This window comes from Streptomyces sp. NPDC004134 (assembly GCF_042874195.1).
Taxonomy (GTDB): domain Bacteria; phylum Actinomycetota; class Actinomycetes; order Streptomycetales; family Streptomycetaceae; genus Streptomyces.
The window spans coordinates 196,793-214,789 of the sequence record NZ_JBIAMS010000003.1; the positions used below are offsets into that span (position 1 = coordinate 196,793).

At 69.6% G+C, this 17,997-nt stretch carries 11 protein-coding genes and 3 pseudogenes; 6 read left to right on the forward strand and 8 right to left on the reverse strand.

The features are described 5' to 3' along the window. Window positions 1-440 precede the first annotated feature (440 nt). The 3 genes from ACFYVJ_RS06085 to ACFYVJ_RS06095 form a co-directional block, all read right to left on the reverse strand. Complete coding sequence (locus ACFYVJ_RS06085) at window positions 441-1,007, reverse strand: TetR family transcriptional regulator (RefSeq protein WP_388887025.1); 567 nt, start codon at window positions 1,005-1,007, stop codon at window positions 441-443. 4 nt (window positions 1,008-1,011) lie between these two features. Continuing rightward, window positions 1,012-2,481: an MFS transporter gene (locus ACFYVJ_RS06090; protein WP_388887027.1), complete on the reverse strand. Its 1,470-nt coding sequence runs from the start codon at window positions 2,479-2,481 to the stop codon at window positions 1,012-1,014. Window positions 2,482-2,975: 494 nt separating this feature from the next. Then, complete coding sequence (locus tag ACFYVJ_RS06095) at window positions 2,976-3,932, reverse strand: EamA family transporter (protein WP_388887355.1); 957 nt, start codon at window positions 3,930-3,932, stop codon at window positions 2,976-2,978. A gap of 51 nt (window positions 3,933-3,983) precedes the next feature. Between ACFYVJ_RS06095 and ACFYVJ_RS06100 the strand changes: the two genes are divergently transcribed. Together ACFYVJ_RS06100 and ACFYVJ_RS06105 are read left to right on the forward strand one after the other, a co-directional pair. Then, window positions 3,984-4,514: a MarR family winged helix-turn-helix transcriptional regulator gene (locus ACFYVJ_RS06100; protein WP_388887028.1), complete on the forward strand. Its 531-nt coding sequence runs from the start codon at window positions 3,984-3,986 to the stop codon at window positions 4,512-4,514. 63 nt (window positions 4,515-4,577) lie between these two features. Continuing rightward, window positions 4,578-4,790, forward strand: a pseudogene (locus tag ACFYVJ_RS06105) (FAD-binding protein); the annotation flags it as partial. A gap of 78 nt (window positions 4,791-4,868) precedes the next feature. Here the strand turns inward: ACFYVJ_RS06105 and ACFYVJ_RS06110 are convergent. Further along, the gene (locus ACFYVJ_RS06110) at window positions 4,869-7,865 is read right to left on the reverse strand and encodes a CARDB domain-containing protein (RefSeq protein WP_388887030.1); all 2,997 of its coding nucleotides are present in this window, start codon (window positions 7,863-7,865) and stop codon (window positions 4,869-4,871) included. Between the two features lie 668 nt (window positions 7,866-8,533). On the opposite strand from ACFYVJ_RS06110, the gene ACFYVJ_RS06115 reads away from it, so the two are divergent. Next, the gene (locus ACFYVJ_RS06115) at window positions 8,534-9,679 is read left to right on the forward strand and encodes an ROK family transcriptional regulator (protein WP_388887032.1); all 1,146 of its coding nucleotides are present in this window, start codon (window positions 8,534-8,536) and stop codon (window positions 9,677-9,679) included. A gap of 48 nt (window positions 9,680-9,727) precedes the next feature. Here the strand turns inward: ACFYVJ_RS06115 and ACFYVJ_RS06120 are convergent, their stop codons facing one another. Together ACFYVJ_RS06120 and ACFYVJ_RS06125 are read right to left on the reverse strand one after the other, a co-directional pair. Beyond that, window positions 9,728-11,548 (reverse strand): glycoside hydrolase family 71/99-like protein, encoded by a 1,821-nt coding sequence (locus ACFYVJ_RS06120; RefSeq protein ID WP_388887033.1) that lies wholly within the window; start codon window positions 11,546-11,548, stop codon window positions 9,728-9,730. 70 nt (window positions 11,549-11,618) lie between these two features. Continuing rightward, window positions 11,619-14,462 (reverse strand): PQQ-dependent sugar dehydrogenase, encoded by a 2,844-nt coding sequence (locus ACFYVJ_RS06125; RefSeq protein WP_388887035.1) that lies wholly within the window; start codon window positions 14,460-14,462, stop codon window positions 11,619-11,621. Window positions 14,463-14,596: 134 nt separating this feature from the next. Between ACFYVJ_RS06125 and ACFYVJ_RS06130 the strand changes: the two genes are divergently transcribed. After that, a complete protein-coding gene (locus tag ACFYVJ_RS06130; protein ID WP_388887036.1) occupies window positions 14,597-14,932 on the forward strand; it encodes a hypothetical protein in 336 nt (111 codons plus the stop codon). 42 nt (window positions 14,933-14,974) lie between these two features. On the opposite strand, the gene ACFYVJ_RS06135 is transcribed toward ACFYVJ_RS06130, so the two are convergent. Beyond that, window positions 14,975-15,307: a hypothetical protein gene (locus tag ACFYVJ_RS06135; protein WP_388887038.1), complete on the reverse strand. Its 333-nt coding sequence runs from the start codon at window positions 15,305-15,307 to the stop codon at window positions 14,975-14,977. An 81-nt stretch (window positions 15,308-15,388) separates the two neighbouring features. Between ACFYVJ_RS06135 and ACFYVJ_RS06140 the strand changes: the two are divergent. Further along, window positions 15,389-15,763 (forward strand): annotated as a pseudogene (locus ACFYVJ_RS06140) (transposase family protein); the annotation flags it as partial. 27 nt (window positions 15,764-15,790) lie between these two features. Here the strand turns inward: ACFYVJ_RS06140 and ACFYVJ_RS06145 are convergent. After that, window positions 15,791-16,141 (reverse strand): annotated as a pseudogene (locus ACFYVJ_RS06145) (Imm21 family immunity protein); the annotation flags it as partial. 476 nt (window positions 16,142-16,617) lie between these two features. Here ACFYVJ_RS06145 and ACFYVJ_RS06150 point away from each other — a divergent pair. Beyond that, entirely contained in the window at window positions 16,618-17,943 is a 1,326-nt protein-coding gene (locus ACFYVJ_RS06150) for an epoxide hydrolase family protein (protein WP_388887039.1), read from the forward strand. Window positions 17,944-17,997: the final 54 nt, after the last annotated feature.

The following is a 17,997-nucleotide window of genomic DNA, read 5'->3' on the forward strand; positions in this document are numbered from 1 at the left end:
GCGAACTCGCTCAGCGCTCCCGGACGGAGGGACTCATCCGGATGTGGTGCTCGGCATGGTGGGCGGTCCGGGCATCGGCGGCCTGCTGGCCGACCACGCCGGCTGCCGCTGGGCGTTCCGGCTCAACCTTCCCATCGGCCTCGCCGCCTCGGCCGGTACGCCTACGACAGCGGACGCCTGGCCGGTGCCGAGAAGCGCTTCACCGCCTCCCTGCGGGCCTCGGCGACCGGCGGAGTGGCCACCATGAACGCGAGGGCGCTCGCGTTCTGGGCCAGCTTCCGCCACGCCGCGGGTGACCCCTACGGTGCCTTCGGCCTGATCGAGCGGGCCCAGGACCGAAACAAGATCACCTCCGGGCGCGCGTGCGATTGGGAGGGATCGGCGACGGGCGCGAGGCAAGGCTGTGCAGGCGCGGCTCGAATGCTGCCCGTCGGACGGCGTCATGGTGTCAGCAGCACCTGTACCGTCGGGGCGTAGCGCCGCACCACGTCCTCGATCGCCCCCGCGCGCACCTCGGGGCCGCGCGCGATCCCGTACATCACGCCCAGGCCCACCAGTTGGGCCACGGCCAGCTCGGCACGCAACCCGGCGTCGGGACCGGCCAGGCGGAGGGCGAGATGATCCACCACCTGGGTACGGAAGTTCACCCGCAGGACATCGCCGTCCTGGCCGTGCAGCGGAGCGAAAGCGATCCGCAGGAGCGGGTCGACACCCCGTTCGCGCTGGCCTTCGAGGATGTGCCGGACCATGTGGGCACCCAGCTCGCCGAGGGGGGCGTCCAGCAGAGCACCGGCGTCGGTTTCGAAGGACATGACTCCGGCGAACAGGGCGTTCTTGTTGCCGAAGTACTTCACGATCAGCGGTGGGCTCACCCCTGCGCGTTCGGCAACGTCCTTCAGGGTGATGTCGGCGTGCGGGCGCCGGGCCAGCAGGTACCGGGCCGCGCGGAGGATGGCCAGCTTGCTCGTCTCGGCGTCCCGCCGGGGGGCGGGTGCGGGGGTGCTCATGCCCTTACGCTCCCTTCTCGGTCCTCTCCGGGGCGACGGCGGGGACCCTGCGGCGTGCCTGGCGCGGCACCTTGGCCGCCGCCGCGTCGCGGGGGATGACCAGGGCTGCGGCGCATGCTACGAGGGCGATTGCGCCGGCCATGGTGAATGTCAGCAGGTAACCGTTCAGCGTGGCGACCTCGGCACCGCCGACTTCACTGGTGTGGTGTACCAGGATGGCCGCGACGGCGGCGCTGGACGTGGCCTGGCCGATCGTGCGCATCAGAACGTTGACGCCATTGGCGGAGGCTGTCTGCTCCGCCGGGACGGCGCGCAGGATCAGGGTGGGGAGCGCCGAGTAGGCCAGGGTGGTGCCGGTCGAGACCACCGTCGCACCCGCGATGATCATCCACAGATCGCGGCTGTCGGCGATGCGCACCGCATAGCCGCAGGCGATGACGGCGGCGCCCAGCGCCAGGGTGACGCGCGGCCCGCGGGCCTCGGAGATCCGGGCGGAGACAGGCGAGAACAGGAGCATGGTGATGCCGCCGGGCAGCAGGCACAGGCCGGTGGCGACGATGGACAGTTCGAGCCCGTAGCCGGTGGCCTTCGGCGCCTGCACCAGTTGGGCCGTCACGAGGGTGTTGGCGTAGAACGCGAAGCCGGTGAGCAGGGCGGTCACATGCGGCAGGCCGACCCGCGGCCGTGCTGCGAGTCGCAGATCCACCAGTGGTGCCTTCGCGCGCAACTGATGCCACGACCACAGGGCCAGGACCACCACGGCGGCGAGGAAGAGGAGGAGGATGCGGCCGCTGGTCCAGCCCCACTGTCCGCCCTGGGAGACGCCCAGCAGCAGGCACACCAGACCAGCGGCGAGCCCCAGGGTGCCGACGACGTCGAAGCGGCCCGGCTCGCGGACCGGCGACTCCCGTACCGCCCAGGCGATGGCTGCGACCCCCAGCGCGCCCAGGGCGCTGGTCAGCCAGAACATCGCATGCCAGTCGGCGTACTGGATCACCAGGGCAGCCAGCGGCAGGCCGAGGGCGGCACCGATCCCGACGGTGGAGCTCATCATCGCGACGGCCGATCCGCGGCGTTCCGGCGGCAGTTCGTCGCGCAGGATGCTGATCGACAGCGGTACCACGGCGGCCGCCGCACCCTGCAGCGCACGGGCCGTGATGATCACGGTGATATCGGAGGAGAGCGCGCACATCACCGACCCGACCGTCATCAGCGTCAGCGCCGAGATGAGCACCCGCTTCTTGCCGTACATGTCGCCGGCCCGGCCGAGCACGGGAGTGAGTACGGCGCCGGCGAGCAGTGTCGCGGTCACCGTCCAGGACACCGTTCCCGCCGAGGCGCCGGTAAGCCTCGGCAGGTCCGGAAGGAGCGGTACGACGACGGTCTGCATGACCGCCATCAGGATCCCGCCGAAGGCCAGTGACGGGATGGTGAACCGACCCCGCAGGCCGGGTATCGGGGCGGGTTCCGTCATTTACGCGCTCTCCGGCGACTCGGCACGATGCGGTGAATTCTAATTCACCGTATCAGGTGAATGGAAATTCACCTACGCGGAACCAAAGCACCCCGTTCGTGACCCCAAGTCGCGCTCCCGGACCTACGAGACCGCCCACCTGCCGGCCGAGGTCCACGAGGAGCCGGGAGACGTACTCAACGAAGGCGTCGGGGCCGCCGATGGGGGTCTCCCGCGGGGGAGCGGCGGCCGTGAGGGCCGGTGCCGACGGTCAAGTGCACCGATGCCGGGGCCGGTCCATGGTCGAACGGGCTCTGCGGTCATCCAGTGTTCGAGGAGCAGACCGGCCCGACACGCGGGCCTGTCCATGAGGCGATCTCGAAAGTGCCGGCCGGTGGGTGGCTTCCGTAGAGGCCACCTGCGTGGGTGCCGCCTCGCCGGACGAGATCGCTCGCGCCGCCGCCGCCGGCCGCAGTGCCTCCCCGGCCTGCGGGCAGGCGAACTGCTCGCGCCCACTACCGCGGTCGCCAGCGCATGCAACGGCGAAACACCACGCGCCGACCGGCTGAAGCCCTTGATCCTGGAGGGCAGGCAGAGGCGACCCGCGGTGCGTCGACTGTCCGCTCTCGCTCGGCTCGGCGTGTGGTGGGACGGGCGAGGGCCACACTCGCCAAGGTCAGTGCCAACCCCGCTAGTTGGCGTCCGGTCAGCGTCTCGCCCGCGACCGCGGTGCCCAGCAGCACGCCGGTGACCGGGTTGAGCAGGCCGACCAGGCCCACGGTCGCCGCCGGCAGCCGGCGCAGGCCGGCGAACCAGGCGGCGAAGGCCAGCGCTGTGGCGACGAGGGCGACGTAGCCGAAACCGAGCAGTGCCGGAGCGTCGAGCGCCGGTGGCCGGCCCTCGACGGCCGCGGCCGCCGGGAGCAGGATCAGGCCGCCGGCCACGAGCTGCCATGCCGTCGTGGCCAGGGTGTCGGTGCCGTCGCTCCAGCGTTTGGCGAGGAGGTAGCCGCACGAGGACATCGCCATGGCGCTCGCCGATGCGAGGATGCCGACGGGATCGATCGACGCACTCGCGGTCAGCAGCATGATGCACACGCCGGCCGAGCCCGCCACCGCCGCCGCCAGATGGCGTGCCCGCGGCGGCTCGCGGACCAGGGGCCAGGCCAGCACCGTCATCACCAGCGGGGCGGCGGCCATGACGGTCGAGGCCACGCTGGTCGGCAGGCGCTGCGCGGCCACGTAGACGAGGGCGAAGAACCCTCCCATGTTCAGCACGCCGAGCACCAGGGACCGCCACCACCAGGAGCCGCGCGGCAGCGTCCGGCGCACGGCGAGCAGTAGCAGCCCGGCGGGCAGGGCCCGTATCGCCGCACCGTACAGCGGTCGTTCGGTCGGCAAGAACTCCCCGGTGACGTAGTACGTCGTGCCCCACGCCACCGGTGCGATCGCGGTGATCACCGACCAGCGCAAAGTAGCTTCCACGGAAGCGAATATATCTTCCTTGGAAGCTAGTGCGCTAGTATGGCCTGTGTGGAGGAGAACAGCGCAGCACCCCTGGACCATGTCGCCCGGATCCAGGCCGAGTGGGCTCGGGAGCGCCCGGACCTGGACGTCACCCCGCAGGCGGTGATCGGCCGGCTGCACCGGCTGGGTGCCCTGCTGACCCGGCGGCTGTGCCTCGTCTACGACCAGTACGGGCTGAGCGAGGGCGAGTTCGACGTGCTGGCGGCCTTGCGGCGGGCCGGCGACCCGTACGAGCGGGCGCCCGGCGAACTGGCTGCGCACACCATGGTGACAACCGGCGCGATGACCAAGCGGATCGACCGTCTGGAACGCAACGGGCTGGTCACCCGGCGCCGCTCGGCGAGCGACGGCCGCGGCCGCGTGGTTGCCCTCACATCGGCCGGTCGCAACCTGATCGACCGGGCCTTCACGGACCACATGCGCAACGAGCGCGGTCTCCTCGACGCAGTCTCCCCCGAGGAGGCCGCCCAACTGCGGACCCTCCTGACCGCGTGGCTGGCCCGCCTGGAGCAACTGGACGGGACTTGATCACCTCGGGGCAGCCGAGGCGGAACTGCGCACCCTCCTCGGCACCGGGCCGGCCACATCCACACCGACGTACGGGGGCTGTACGCCATCAGCGAAGCCGTCAGCGGGCTGCACGGCGCCAACCGCCTCGGCGGAAACAGCCTGATCGAACTGCCGGTACTCGGGCGCATCACCGGGCATACCGCCGCCTACGCGCTGTCGCTGACCGCACAGTTCCGTTCCCCAGCCGCCGTCGCGCAGGCCCGCCAGGAGATCGACGGCCCAGACCGGAAACGCAGGGCCGCGAGCGCCCGGCCCTGTGGGCAGGGCCGGGCGGCGGTGTTTCGTCCGGCGGCTACCGCCGGGGCGGGGATCTCAGGAGGTGGAGGACTTGTTCTGGCAGCCCTGATTGACCACGAACTGGGAGCCGGGTTCGACCAGGATGTTGCCGTCAGCCGAGTCGGTGATCGTGACGTTGCAGAGTGCCGCGCTGCCGCGGGCCCCTCCGTGTGCGCGGATACCGGCGCCGTTGTTGGACTTGGAGATCTTGACGTTGTTGATCTTCACGTCCGGCGTGGTGCCGCCGCCGGACTTGAACTGGATGCCGTCGTAGGTCGAGTCGTCGATGTCGGTGTCCCGGATGGTGACACCGGGGATGTTCTGGCCCTGCGCGAACAGCGTGATGGCACCGAACTCCTGGGCCTCTCCCCAGAACGCGCCGCCCGTGCGGTGGAGGCCGTTGTTGGCGATCAGGGTGGTCCCGGAGAAGGGCAGCGGATCGTGGTCGGTGGCCAGCATGATGCCGGGGTAGTTCGCCGTGTCGTAGACGAGGTTGTTCTCGATGGTGTTGCCGTAACCGCCGTAGACCGCGATGCCGTTGGCCCGCCAGGGCAACTGGATGGTGTTGTTCCTGAAGTGGTTGTCGTGCGCGACGTCCACGGACTGATCCTTGACGTACTTGTTCGCCCATACCGCCAGCGCGTCGTCACCGGTGGTGCGGAACGAGGAGTTGAACACCAGTGAGTTCCGCGTTCCGTTGGTGAAGTTGATGCCGTCGGCGTAGGTGTTGCGGATCCGCATGCCGGTGAACTCCAGGCCGTCGGCCGGCCCCCACAGCTCAGGGATGTTGTCGTAGTCACGGCCGACCCAGGCGCCCACGTTGGCGTGCTCGATCCACACCTGGGAGATCTTGGTGCCCTTGCCGAACCGGCCGTTGAGGCCCACGCCGCCCTCGGCGCCGCCCGGGCCGCCGCGGATCCGGCCCGAGCCGAAGATGGCGATGTCGGAGATCTGGGTGTTGCTGTCGATGTCGAAGCCGAAGTTGCCCTCGTGGGGGTGGTTGATGCCGCCCGCGAGGTGCGGCTCGGTCAGGGTGTAGAGCTGGGAGTGCCACATGCCCGCGCCGCGGATGGTGACGTCCTTGATGCCCACCTGGTTGTACTGCCCGCGGTTCAGCGGGTCGTCGGTGAGGATCTTCTGCTCCTGCCGCCACTGCCCCGGCGGGATCCACACGCAGCCGATGTCACCGTTCTGGTCGGCGGTCACGGCCCGCTGGATGGCGGCGGTGTCGTCGAGTCCGTCGCCCGGCACGGCGCCGTAGTTCGTGATCGAGGTGCACCCGCTCGGCTGGCTCGCCGGAGGCGCCACCTGCTCAAGGTCGATCATGTCGATGATGTAGAAGGCGGCGGTGTCGGATGCGTCGCGCTGGAGCTTGAACCGGGTGCCGGGCGGATACGTGGCCGACAGCAACGCGTTGGACTCGTCGAACAGCCGGCGGGCGTCGGTCTGGGGCGTGTTGGTCAGTGCCTCGGGTCCGTCCGTGTTGCCGTACAGCCAACTGTGCTTGGAGGACAGAGTCAGCTTCCTGGAGAAGGTGTCGTTGATGTAGAGGCTGATGGTGGCCTCGGCGCCGCCGCCGTTCGGGGCGTCGGGGATGGAATTGCGCACCACGATGGAGTTCGTCGCGTTCGTCGAGGTGAACTCCACGAACTGGCCGGTGCTGTTCAGCCGCACGGATTTCCGGCCCGACGACTCGCTGGCGAAGTTGGTGTGCCCGAAGGTGCGCCGCGGGTCGGCTTCCAGCAGCGTGCCCTGATAGCGGCCGGCCTCCGCCTCGTATCCGACGTACGGGACGGCGGCCCCGCGCCCGACCACGATGGAGCGCGCGAACGCGTTGTTGGACTCGTTGGTCTCGGCGACGACGTTGGTCGCGTCGGCCGTCGCGGTGAGGGTGGCGCCGCCGTTGGTGGCGGTCCAGCTCCCGCTGATGGCAACGGTGGCCGTGGCGCCGGCGGCGAGGGGCGGGGTGTTTCCGTTGAGAGTGGTGCTCCCGGCCGTCAGCCGGGTGATCGTGGTGGCGCTCACCGCGCTGGTGCCGCGGTTGTTGACCGAGACGGTGAAGGTGACCGAGGCGCCGGGGGCCGGGTTCGTCGGGTTGGAGCTGATGGCGGTCACCCGGAGGTCGGGGCCGGGGCTCTGGCCGACCACGAGCTCGTTCGCCGCGGTACGGCTGTTGTTGTCGTCGTTCTGCTCGACGATCGTGTTGGTGGGGTCGACCAGCCCGGTGACCGGGTAGCTTCCCTGCGCGCGTCTGCCGACCTCGACCGTGACGGTGGTCGACGCGCCCGCCGCGAGCCCGTTCACCGGAGCGCTGCCGGCGACCTGGCCGGCGAGGCTGATGTTGACGGTCGTGGCACCCGAAGCGGCCGAGCCGGCGTTCTGCACGGTCGCACTCACCCGGATCGTGTCGCTCTCCACCGGGGCGGCGGGCGTCCAGGACAACTGGGTCACGGTCAGATCGGGGTTGGGCGCCGGGGTTCCGATGACCTGGAGGTCGCCGACCTGGCCGCCCGGGGCGCCGGTGTTGGAGAAGAACGTCAGCCGTACGTCGCTGACGCGCCCGGTGACCGGGATCGTCACGGTGTTCTGGTTGGTCGAGGGGTTGAAGCCGTAGTCGGCCCGGGCCTTGAGCGAGGTGAAGCCGCCGGCGGACTGTTCGCGGCCGAGGATCTGGAGGCTTTGCGTTCTGGCGGCCCAGATCGGGTCGGGGTTGAGCCTGATCACGATCGAGGTGATGTCGGCGTCGGCGCCGAGCTTCACCGTCAGCGTCGAGGGGTACCCGTTGGACTCCCAGTAGGTCGTGACGTTGCCGTCGTTGGCGTTGGACGCCACGTACTGCTGGGTCGTGGAGGATGCCTCGATCGGTTTCCCGGCGGCGAGGTCGGCCGCCGCGGCGGGGTTGCGGGAGTCATCGGAAGTCGCCTCTTCCGGCGGAGCGGCGGCGGAGGCGGCGGTGGGCACGATCCCGAAGCTGAGCAGGACGGCCATGGCCATGCCAATGATCAGCCGCCAGCCGTGTTGGTGCCGTTTCATAGGGGCCCTCGGTTCCGTTGCAGTGGGCGGAGCGGAACACTTGCCGTGAACTTGCAAAGATCATCTCAAGAGATTGAGTGTTTCAGTCAATCTCTTGCACAAGCGGCAGTCAAAGAGTTCAGCGGTGCCATCGACTTGTCAACGGTTGCGGCACGACGGGTACGGCCCCTTCTTCGGCCGCCACTTGACTCGCGAGCCCCGGAACGGCCCGTGCCGGACGAGGAGCGGGGGCGTAGCTTCGGCTCCCGTCTGGATGTAGGCAGATCAACAAGCCCCCGCAATCCATCTACTTATCAACGCATAATCCTGCGGAATGCAAGATCGGCACGTGACGCGGGGCGATGCCTGCGCACCATGAAGGAAGCCGTGGGGCACCATCGTCTCCGCGGCTTCCCGCGTGTACGCGGGCCACGACAACGCTGATGCCCCCAAGTCGTGACGCCGCGCGGGGCGTGGCCCCGGCGCGTACCCGGGCGTCCTGCGGGAGGTCTGCACCGCTCGTCCCGCCGGACGTTGAACCGGCCGGCGGGACCTCTGGCCGCACGCCGGTCGTCCGGGGGATACGATCCACGCGCATCGCGGGCATCCTGGTCGTCATTCCGCGCGTGGAGGAACCCGAGATGGGACATAGGCCGCCGGCGATCCGGCGTGGCACGAACCTGCCCCGCATGGGCGATTTCAACGAGGCCGTCATCCTGGACGCGATCCGCCGCGAACCGCAGGGGCTGAGCCGAGTGGAACTGGCGGCGGCCACCGGCCTGTCCGCGCAGACCGTCTCCAACATCTGCCGTCGTCTGCTCGACGGCGGTCTGGCGCGGGAGACCGGCAAGAAGCCTTCCGGCAACGGCAAGCCGCGCACGCTTCTCCAGGTCAACGCCGAGGCGCGGTACGTGGTGGGCGCCCACCTGGATCCGGCCGTGATCACCTACGTGGTTCTCGATCTGCTGGGCCGGGTGGTGACGCACCGACGCCAGCCCACCCCGCAGGTCGTCGACCCGGACAAGACGATGGCCGGCATCGGCGCCTCGATCCACGCCCTCCTCGCCGACTCGGGCGTGCCGCGGGAGCGGATCCTGGGCCTGGGCATCGCCGCACCGGGGCCCGTCGACATCGAGGCCGGTCTGGTGGTGGACCCGCCGGAGCTGGAGGGCTGGGGGCGCGTACCGCTGCGTGACTTCCTCGGCACGGAGACCGGCCTGCCGGTGCTGCTGGACAAGGACGTCATCGCCGCAGCCATCGCCGAGCGCTGGGCGGGTGTCGGGGCGAACACCGGCGACTTCCTGTTCTTCTACCTCGGCACCGGCTCCGGCATGGGCCTGGTGGTGGGCGACACGGTGCTGCGCGGGGCGTCCGGCAACGCCGGCGAGATCGGTGGCCTCGATGCGGCCTGCACCACCAGGTCGATGGTCGATGAGGCGATCCGGCTCGGCGTCCTCGACCCCGAGTGGGCGCCGGTGAGCCCGCGGGACGCGCACCGGGGGCTGGTGGAGCTGTCCCGGCTGGCCGACGGTGACGGGACCGCCGGGGGGATCATCGACCGGTGGGCGGTCCGGGTCGGCCGGGGCGTGTGCGCCGCGGCCACGCTGGTGGACAGCGACGTCATCGTCTTCGGCGGTCCCATATGGCCGTACCTCTCCGACCGCTTCCTGCGCATCATCTCCCCGATGGTGGCCGAGTCGCCCTTCGTCAGGCCCGCACACGCCACGGAGGTGACCGGTACCTCCGTGGGTGACGACGTCGGCGCGGTCGGCGCCGCGTGCCTGGTCCTGGACCACATGCTGTCCGTGCAGCCGGAGTCCCTGCTGCTGCGCTGAGCGTCCGCTGCCGGCGCGCCGTCGGCGCCCCGGCGGCGGATCAGTGGCTCAGGTGGTGCTGATGGCGAGGTTGTCGATGAACGCGCCGAATCCGCCGGTCGCGCCGGTCCGGTCGTAGGCGATCAGGACGGTGTCGATGGTCTTGCCGGCGAGGGCCGGGCCGAAGTTGCTCTGGACGGTGGTCCAGGAGCCGACCGTGCCCTTCGGCGCGCCGGGGTGCATGTCGATGCCGGTGGTGGTGGTCGCCGACGAGTCGCGCAGCGTGGTGCCATCGGTCGTCACGAAGTCCACCGAGATACTGCGGCCGTTCTCGTTCTTCGGCAGGAAGTCGTAGGACAGCCGTGTCGCCGAGGTGACCGGGATGTCGACGTCGAACGCCCGGAAGTAGGCGTAGCTGTGCGCGGGGGCCGGGGTGCTGCCCTGGAGCCGCAGCGCGGACTGGCCGGTTCGCCGGTCGGCGCCGGTGACGGTGCCCATCGTCGGGGCGCCCGTGCCGCTCGCTCCGGTGACGTTGGCGCTGCCGCCGGGGCCGATCGAGTCGGTCCAGGTGGGCTGGACGTCCTGCTGGAGTTCCGTGCCGGTGCGCAGGAGGTCTGGCCCGGTGGACGGCGGGATGGGGACCGTTCTGACGAGCGGCTTGTCCCCGGTGATCATCCGGCTGGCCTCGGCGGACAGACGGAGGTAGAAGTCGGGGGAGACGTATGTGCCGTCGGCGCTGAGGGTCAGGAAGTACTGGTTGGCGGGTGCCATGGAGGAGTCGCTCGCGGCCGGGGCGATGGCGGTGGCCTCGTCGTACTCGTCGAACATGGCGATGAACGCCTGGGGGATCCCCGCCTCGCGGACCGCGACCGCCTGACCCCACAGGTAGCCGCCGCCGTTGCGCGGGATCTGGTTGCGAGGGCCGCCGTTCCAGTTGGACCAGGCGAAGCCCGGGTAGATCACCGGCTGGTATGCCTGGCCCCGGCTGTCGAGGTCGGCGCGGTCGGCGCGCAGCCGCGGCAGGATGTCGCCGACGTTGCCGACGAGCCACGGGGACAGCATGTCGAGGGCCTGGTAGACCGGCGCGAAGCCCGGCCGGGTGTCGCCGCCGCCGGTGCGCCAGCCGTGGGGTACGGCGCCGATCACATAGGCGCCCTGGTCCTGGAACCAGCGGATGACGCGCAGCGCCGTCTCGGCGGTGCCGGGGCGACTGGTGTAGCCGAAGCCGAAGATGCCGACCACCGGCCGGCCGTCCTCGTGGGCGTAGGACGGTGAGGAGGTCAGGTCGAGGGTGCCGGTGACGGTGCTCGTCCAGTCGTTCTTCAGCGTCTGCTCGACGTTGGCGTCGGTGAGTCCGCTGATGTCGTACTCGACGTAGAAGCCGCGGTCGTGGGCTTCGGCCGCGTCCCGTACCCGGTCGGTGATGGTGTCGCGGTTCTGCTTGCTCACGGGATCGAGCAGGTCCACGCCGAAGCGCTGGAGGGCGGCGCCGTCGATGCCGTAGCTCTGCATCCAGGAGAAGTGCTGGTTGACCACGGCGGTGGGATATGACGAGAACAGCGTGGCGGGCTGCCCGTTGCCCAGCGGGGCGTACCCGGTCTGGAACCGCGCGGATGCCGGGTACGCGGTCATGTCCGGGTACAGCTCGAAGCTCTGGTTACCGGGGGAGGGGGCGGAGTTGTTGGCCCAGTGCCGCCAGGAGTTGCGTGGCGAGCCGTCGCCTGGGGCGTTGAACCAGCCCTGGTAGCCAGCGTACACCTGGCCGGTCACCGTGTGCCGGCCGGGGGCGGCGTCGGCCTTTGAGGACAGCGGTACGGCGCCGGTCAGGAGTAGCAGGGTCAGGCCGAGGACGGCCGTGAGAAATCTGCGGAGCGGTCTGGATTCGTGCACGTTTCCTCACCCTCGATGGTGGGGGCCGCGGGGCAGGGCCGGGCCCTGCCCCGCGGTGAGCGGAGGCGGATCAGGCGGGCAGCGCCCAGATCTGGTTGGCGCGGCCGTGGCAGCCCCATAGGTGGATGCGGGTGCCGTCGGCCGTGGAGGGGCCGGAGGCGTCCATGCAGAGGTTGGTGCCGACGGCGCTGCGGAGGGTGCCGTCGCTCTGCGCGGTCCAGCGTTGGTCGGCGCCGCCGTCGCAGGCGTAGAGCTGTACGGGTGCGCCGGCGGTGGTGCCGGTGCCGGTCACGCATTTGCCGAACGCCCGGACCGTGCCGTCGCCCGGCAGAGTGAACATCTGGTTGGGGTTGGTACTGCCGCAGGTCCAGAGCTGGATCTGGGTGCCGTCTGCGGTGTTCCCGCCGTCGACGTCCAGGCACTTGCCGCCGTAGCCGTTGACCGGCCCGCTGACCGAAGCGCTCGGGGTGGTGGTGTTGCGGGTGAAGGTGAAGGCGTCGATGTCGAGCAGTCCGCCCGTGCCACCGGTGATCACCAAGTACAGCGTGGTGGTCCCGGCCGGGACGTTCGACAGCCGCGCCGAGAAGTTCTGGTACGTGTCCCAGCCCCCGGTGTTCGGCACGGCCACGCTGCCGAGCAGGCTCCCCGTGGGCGAGCCGGCGCGGACCTGAACGGTGCCGCCGCCCCCGCCGGAGGCCGCCCGGATGCTGACGCGTGAGGCGTTGGCGAGCTGGTACGGCTGGAAGGAGATCCAGTCGCCGTTGTCGGTGTGGCCTACGGCCCGGCCGCCGTGCGCGCCTGCGTAACTGGTGACCTGGACGCCGCTCTGGCTGGTGAAGAACTCTGCCTGCCGGGTGGTGGTCTGTGTCGCGCTCTGGTCGTGCGCGGTCAGGCCGCCCTTGTCGGTGTACTCGGCGTCGAAGACGCCGAAGATGTTGGCGTTCGGGTCGTGTTCGCCGTCGGCGAGGGTCCGGAGGGTGCCGGAGCAGCCGGTGGCCGAGGTCTGCTCGTGGGCGTGGCTGTCGTGGCCGATGAGGAACGTCAGCCGTACCTTCGAGCAGTCGATCGTGCCGTCCTCCGGGTCCGTGACCGTCACCCGGTACGGCACGGCATCGCCGAAGTCGACGAGCTGACCGGCCACCGGTGTGTCCAGGCGTACGGTCGGCGCGGTGTTGCCGACGGTGATCGGCACCGAGGCCGTGGCGGTCAGCCCGGTCGGGTCCCGGACCGTCAGGGTCGCGGTGTACTGCCCGTTGGCGGTGTACGTGTAGGTGGGGTTGGCGCTGGTCGAGGTGGCGCCGTTGCCGAAGCTCCACGAGTAGGTGAGGGCGCCGCCGTCGGGATCGGTGGTGCCGGCAGAGGAGAACTGCACGGTCAGCGGCGCCGCCCCCGAGGTGGGTGTGCCCTTGGCCTGGGCGATCGGCGCCTGATTGCCGGTGACGTTCTCGATCCGGTACAGGGCACTGTTCGCGTCACCGCCTCCCCAGCCGGTGCCGTAGTCGAGGACGTACAACGCTCCCTCGGGGCCGAAGGCCGCGTCCATCACCTGCGTTCCCGTCCAGGGGAACGAGTTGATGGCGCCGCGGCTGCCGTCCCCGTTGACGTCGATGTTCTTGATCCAGCGGCGGCCGAACTCCATCGCGAAGAAGTCGCCGTCGAACTCCTGGGGGAACTTCACCGCCGACTGGAGGTTCGCGTCGTAGTTGTAGACCGGTCCCGCCATCGGCGACTCGGAGCCGCTGCCGAACTCCGGGAGCGAGCCACCGTCGTAGCGGATCCAGGCCGCTCGCGCGGACGGGAGGGTGCCCAGGCCGGTGTTGTGCGGCGAGTTGTTCACGGGGCTCGCGCAGTTGAACGCGGACCCGGAGGCGCCGGTGGCGAAGTTGTAGTCGATGTACGGCTGGTTGTTGCCGGCGCAGTAGGGCCAGCCGTAGTTGCCCGGGCCGGTCACGCGGGCGAACTCGACCTGGCCGGCGGGGCCGCGCGTCCTTGAGGCGGTGCCCGCGTCGGGACCGTAGTCGCCGACGTAGACGACGCCCGTCTTCTTGTCGACACTCATCCGGAACGGGTTGCGGAAGCCCATGGCGTAGATCTCGGGCCGGGTATTGGCTGTCCCGGGCGAGAACAGGTTGCCGGCGGGGATCGAGTACGTCCCGTTCGCGTTGACCTTGATCCGCAGGATCTTGCCCCGCAGGTCGTTGGTGTTCCCGGCGGAGCGCTGGGCGTCGAACGCGGGATTGCGGTTGGTGCGCTCGTCGATCGGGGTGTAGCCGTCGGAGGCGAACGGGTTGGTGTCGTCGCCGGTGGACAGGTAGAGGTTGCCCGAGGCGTCGAAGTCGATGTCGCCGCCGACGTGGCAGCACTGGCCGCGGTTGGCCGCCACGTCCAGGACGCGCACCTCACTGCCGAGGTTGAGCGTGTTGTCGGTGTTGAGGGTGAACCGGGAGAGCCGGTTGACGCCGTTGAACGGGGCGAAGTCGGCCGCCGTGCCCTCGGTCGGGGCGGCCCCCGCCGGGGTGTTGAGCGGGGGCGCGTAGTAGAGGTAGATGAAGCGGTTCGACGCGAAGTTCGGGTCGACGCCGACGCCTTGCAGGCCCTCCTCGTCGTTGGCGTAGACGCTGAGGCGGCCCGCGACGGCGGTGTTGCCCTGGGCGTCGGTGATCCGCAGGGTGCCGTCCCGCGACGTGTGCAGCACGGAGCGGTTCGGCAGCACGGCCAGGGACATCGGCTCGCCCGTCTCGGCGACCCCCTTGGCGAGCGTGACCTGCTGGAACGTGGCGGCAGCCTTGGCGGGCTCGGCCGCCGCGGGATTCGGTGCGGCGAGGGTGACCAGGCCCGCGGAGACGAGCAGGGACACCGTGAGGCCGGCGAGTAACTTTCTGTATCTTCGGTGCACTAGCGTCCTCCGTAGCATGAACGGGGTGATCGACTAGCACGTGCGCGTGCGCGCCGCCGTGCCGGGAGCGCCCGGCCGGGGGAGCAGGAGAGATGATCGTGGTGGGACCTGAAGTCGGTCCGCGCCATGGAAAGTAACGACTGTGTGTCGGGGTGAAAACCCTTTCGGCTGAACTTTATCGATTCGAGGGACAAAGTCGGGTCGCGCTCTCGCCAACGCGACCGGCCGCGCTCGATCGGTCAGGTGGTGACGAGGCCGAAGGATTCCCAGACGCCGATGGCGGCGCGGTTGGCGATCAGCGGAGACGCCCCGCCGTTGTCGGCGCAGACGTACTGGTTGCTGGCCCGGGCGCGCAGGGCGACAACGGTGGTGCCGCGAAGCCGATCCCTCGCCCCGGCATCCAGCCGGTGATGAAGAAGACGGCGCCGATGACCGACGGTGCCGCCGAACTCCTCTTCAGGATCATCAACGGCACCTCGCCGGGCTAGACGCGTCTCATCTGGACACGATGATGACCGAGGAGGCAGGACCTAGGTCGGAATAGGCGGGCACTCAAGGACCTCGATCGAGTTCCCAGGCATCAGGGCGATGTGAGGGTGGTCGCTGAAGAGTCGCACCGCGTCGTCGTGTGAGTCGGCCGCCACGATCGCGAATCCGACCTTCGAGTCAGTAAAGTCTTCCACGCCCTCGGCCGTCACCAGTTTCTTGCGAAACAAGGGTGAGCCGGGATCGACGAGCGCATGCTCGTTCCTCTGTGCCCACGCCGCCCAGGCGTTCATGAACTCAGTTTGCTGCTGCTCGGTGAACTCTGCCTTGTCCGCGTCGTTGGCCGCGCCATGCAGAACCGCGAGGAACCTACCCATGGCCGGAGCGTAGTTCACGAACGACGCGACCACTCTCGAAGCTGTCCCGCAACCGCTAGTCACAAGTGCGACGATCTTGGTGTGGCTGGTGTGATCACGGCGTCCGATCCGCAGGGGATAGTCCGTTCACGGGACTATCCCCTCGGTCCTTCGGAGCGTTGGTCAGGGGGCTGCGTCGAGAAGAAGTGGGTGTGTCCCGTCCGGGGCGGCCCTGGTCACTGCCGCTGGAAGACCGGGTGCTGCTCGTGGTCGCGTACCGGCGCACCAATCTGACGCTGCGGCAATTGGCCCCGCTGTTCGGGGTGTCGAAGTCTGCCGCGGCTCGGATCGTCGGCTGTACCGGCCCCGCTGCTCGCGCTCAAGCAGCGCCAACGCTTCCACAGGGGCACCGTTCTGATCGTGGATGGCACGCTGGTACCCACCCGCGACAGCATCGTTGCCCAACATTCCAAGAACTCTCTCGCCGACGGTGATCGCACCAGCCAGATCGTCCACCGCACAGGCCCGGTCGTAGTCCTCTAAAGCGGTCCCGTCTCCCGCCATGGCCCCCCTCTCCGTGCACCCGCGCCATGCAGCCAACGCGGAAACAGGGATGACGATCAAAGGTCCGCCCATCGACTCCACCCAGACAGTGGAGGTGTGTGACGCGTCGCCGTCCCGTGCTGTTCCGGGCAGCGAGTCGTTCCCTGCGCTGATATGTATCTCCTCGCCCCGGTCCCGGGTGAGGAGGGAGCGTGCAAGCGACCTCTCGGCGCTGTTCGGACAGGGTTGGCGACGTCGATCAACGACGCCCCGTCCATCACGAGCATGGCATCGTGCGACGCGCGGCCACATCCGTGTTCGAGCGGTCCATGCTGCAATCCCAGGCAAGTAGATGATTCGTCAAGCATCCTTGAGGTGCGCCAGGGGGAAGTGGTTGACGTGTCACGCATGTGCTCCTTAGGGTGAGCTTGGCGAGGGCGTCACGGGCTGCACCGACGTCATCGCGCGTTCTCGTATTCCCGCAACCCCCAGGAGGTGAGCGCCGGTGGACGTCAACGAGAAGGCCATCAGAGATGCCTACCTGGTGGCCGATGTCCCGGGCGTCTCCGGCTGGATCGCCTCCTTTGCCGAGGGCGGCACCTTCACGGATCCCAACTGACCCCCTGTGGGCGGCTACGCACTCGGTGCGTGGCCTCCCCACCCCGAGGAACCGGTCGCCACCCGCATCAGGGGCCGCGGGCGCCGCGGCCCCAGGGACAGAACCGCACCCCGCTCCCCGCCACCCTCTACTCCGCCGGCCAGCGCACTCTCGAAGTTGGAGCACATTCATGCGTTCACCGCATCATCCCGGTCCGGTCCCGGAGGAGCCCTCCTTCAGCCCGTCCCGGCGCAGCCTGCTGAGAACCGCCACCATCGCCGGACTGGCGACCACCGGACCGGCGGTCCTGGGCACGGACATCGCCTCCGCCGCCACCTCCGCCGGCGCCGTCGGCCCGCTGAACCTGCCGAAGGCCACCAGCAGGATCACACCGCTGGACCTGCGCGTCCCGGAGGCTCTGCTGACGGACCTGCGCCAACGGCTGGCCCGCGTCCGGCTGCCCGAGCAGGAGCCCGTCACCGACAACTCCCAGGGTGTCCAACTCGCCAAGCTGACCGGTCTGCTGCAGTACTGGCGCACTCAGTACGACTGGCGCCGCTTCGAACGGCAGATCAACGCCCTGGGCCAGTACCGCACGCAGATCGACGGCCTGGGCATCCACTTCCTGCACGTCCGCTCCCGGCACACGAACGCCACGCCGCTCATCCTCACCCACGGCTGGCCGGGCTCCTTCGTGGAGTTCGTGAAGACGATCGGCCCTCTGACCGACCCCACGGCGCACGGAGGCAGCCCACAGGACGCCTTTCACGTGGTCCTCCCCTCGCTGCCGGGGTTCGGCTTCTCCGACCGGCCTGACACGACCGGCTGGACCAACGCCCGCATCGCAGCGGCCTGGGCCACCCTCATGGAACGTCTGGGCTACACCCGGTACATCGCCCAGGGCGGTGACTGGGGCGGCAGCGTCACCACCCAACTGGGCAAGCTGCGGCCCAAGGGCCTGCTGGGAGTGCAACTGAACTTCCCCGAGTACACCTTCAGCCCGCCGGTCACCGACACGACCACTCCCGCCGAGCAAACGGCACTCGCCCAGATCCAGACCTTCTTCAGCCAGCTCTCCGGATACTCCCTGGAACAGTCGACCCGTCCGCAGACCATTGGCTACGCCCTGGCCGACTCTCCCTCAGGACAAGCCGCCTGGATCTATGAGAAGTTGCTCGACTGGACCGACAACACCGGTCGGCCCGAAGGCGTTCTGTCACTGAACGACATGCTGGACAACATCACCCTGTACTGGCTCACCGGCACCGCCGCCTCCTCCGCCCGCCTGTACTGGGAGAACTACGGCGCCTCCGAGCTGACCACGCTCGACCTGCCGGTAGGACTGAGCGTCTTCCCCCACGAACTGGTCCGCAGCCCGAAGATCTGGGCCGAGCGCGCCTACAGCAACCTGGTCTACTACAACGACCAGATCCCCTACGGCGGCCACTTCGCGGCGTTCGAGCAGCCCGGGCTGTTCACCCGGGAGGTCAGGAAGTTCGCCCGACTGGTGAAGTAAGCCGCCCCGCCCAGCGGCGAACGGGCCGCAGCGAGGGCGGCGGCGGCAGATGTG

Excerpts from the sequence above, each read along its gene's own strand:
- ACFYVJ_RS06085 (WP_388887025.1), bottom strand. The coding sequence starts at position 1,007 with ATGAGCACCCCCGCACCCGCCCCCCGGCGGGACGCCGAGACGAGCAAG.
- ACFYVJ_RS06090 (WP_388887027.1), bottom strand. The coding sequence starts at position 2,481 with ATGACGGAACCCGCCCCGATACCCGGCCTGCGGGGTCGGTTCACCATC.
- ACFYVJ_RS06100 (WP_388887028.1), top strand. The coding sequence starts at position 3,984 with ATGGCCTGTGTGGAGGAGAACAGCGCAGCACCCCTGGACCATGTCGCC.
- ACFYVJ_RS06110 (WP_388887030.1), bottom strand. The coding sequence starts at position 7,865 with ATGAAACGGCACCAACACGGCTGGCGGCTGATCATTGGCATGGCCATG.
- ACFYVJ_RS06115 (WP_388887032.1), top strand. The coding sequence starts at position 8,534 with ATGGGCGATTTCAACGAGGCCGTCATCCTGGACGCGATCCGCCGCGAA.
- ACFYVJ_RS06125 (WP_388887035.1), bottom strand. The coding sequence starts at position 14,462 with ATGCTACGGAGGACGCTAGTGCACCGAAGATACAGAAAGTTACTCGCC.
- ACFYVJ_RS06135 (WP_388887038.1), bottom strand. The coding sequence starts at position 15,307 with ATGGGTAGGTTCCTCGCGGTTCTGCATGGCGCGGCCAACGACGCGGAC.
- ACFYVJ_RS06150 (WP_388887039.1), top strand. The coding sequence starts at position 16,618 with ATGCGTTCACCGCATCATCCCGGTCCGGTCCCGGAGGAGCCCTCCTTC.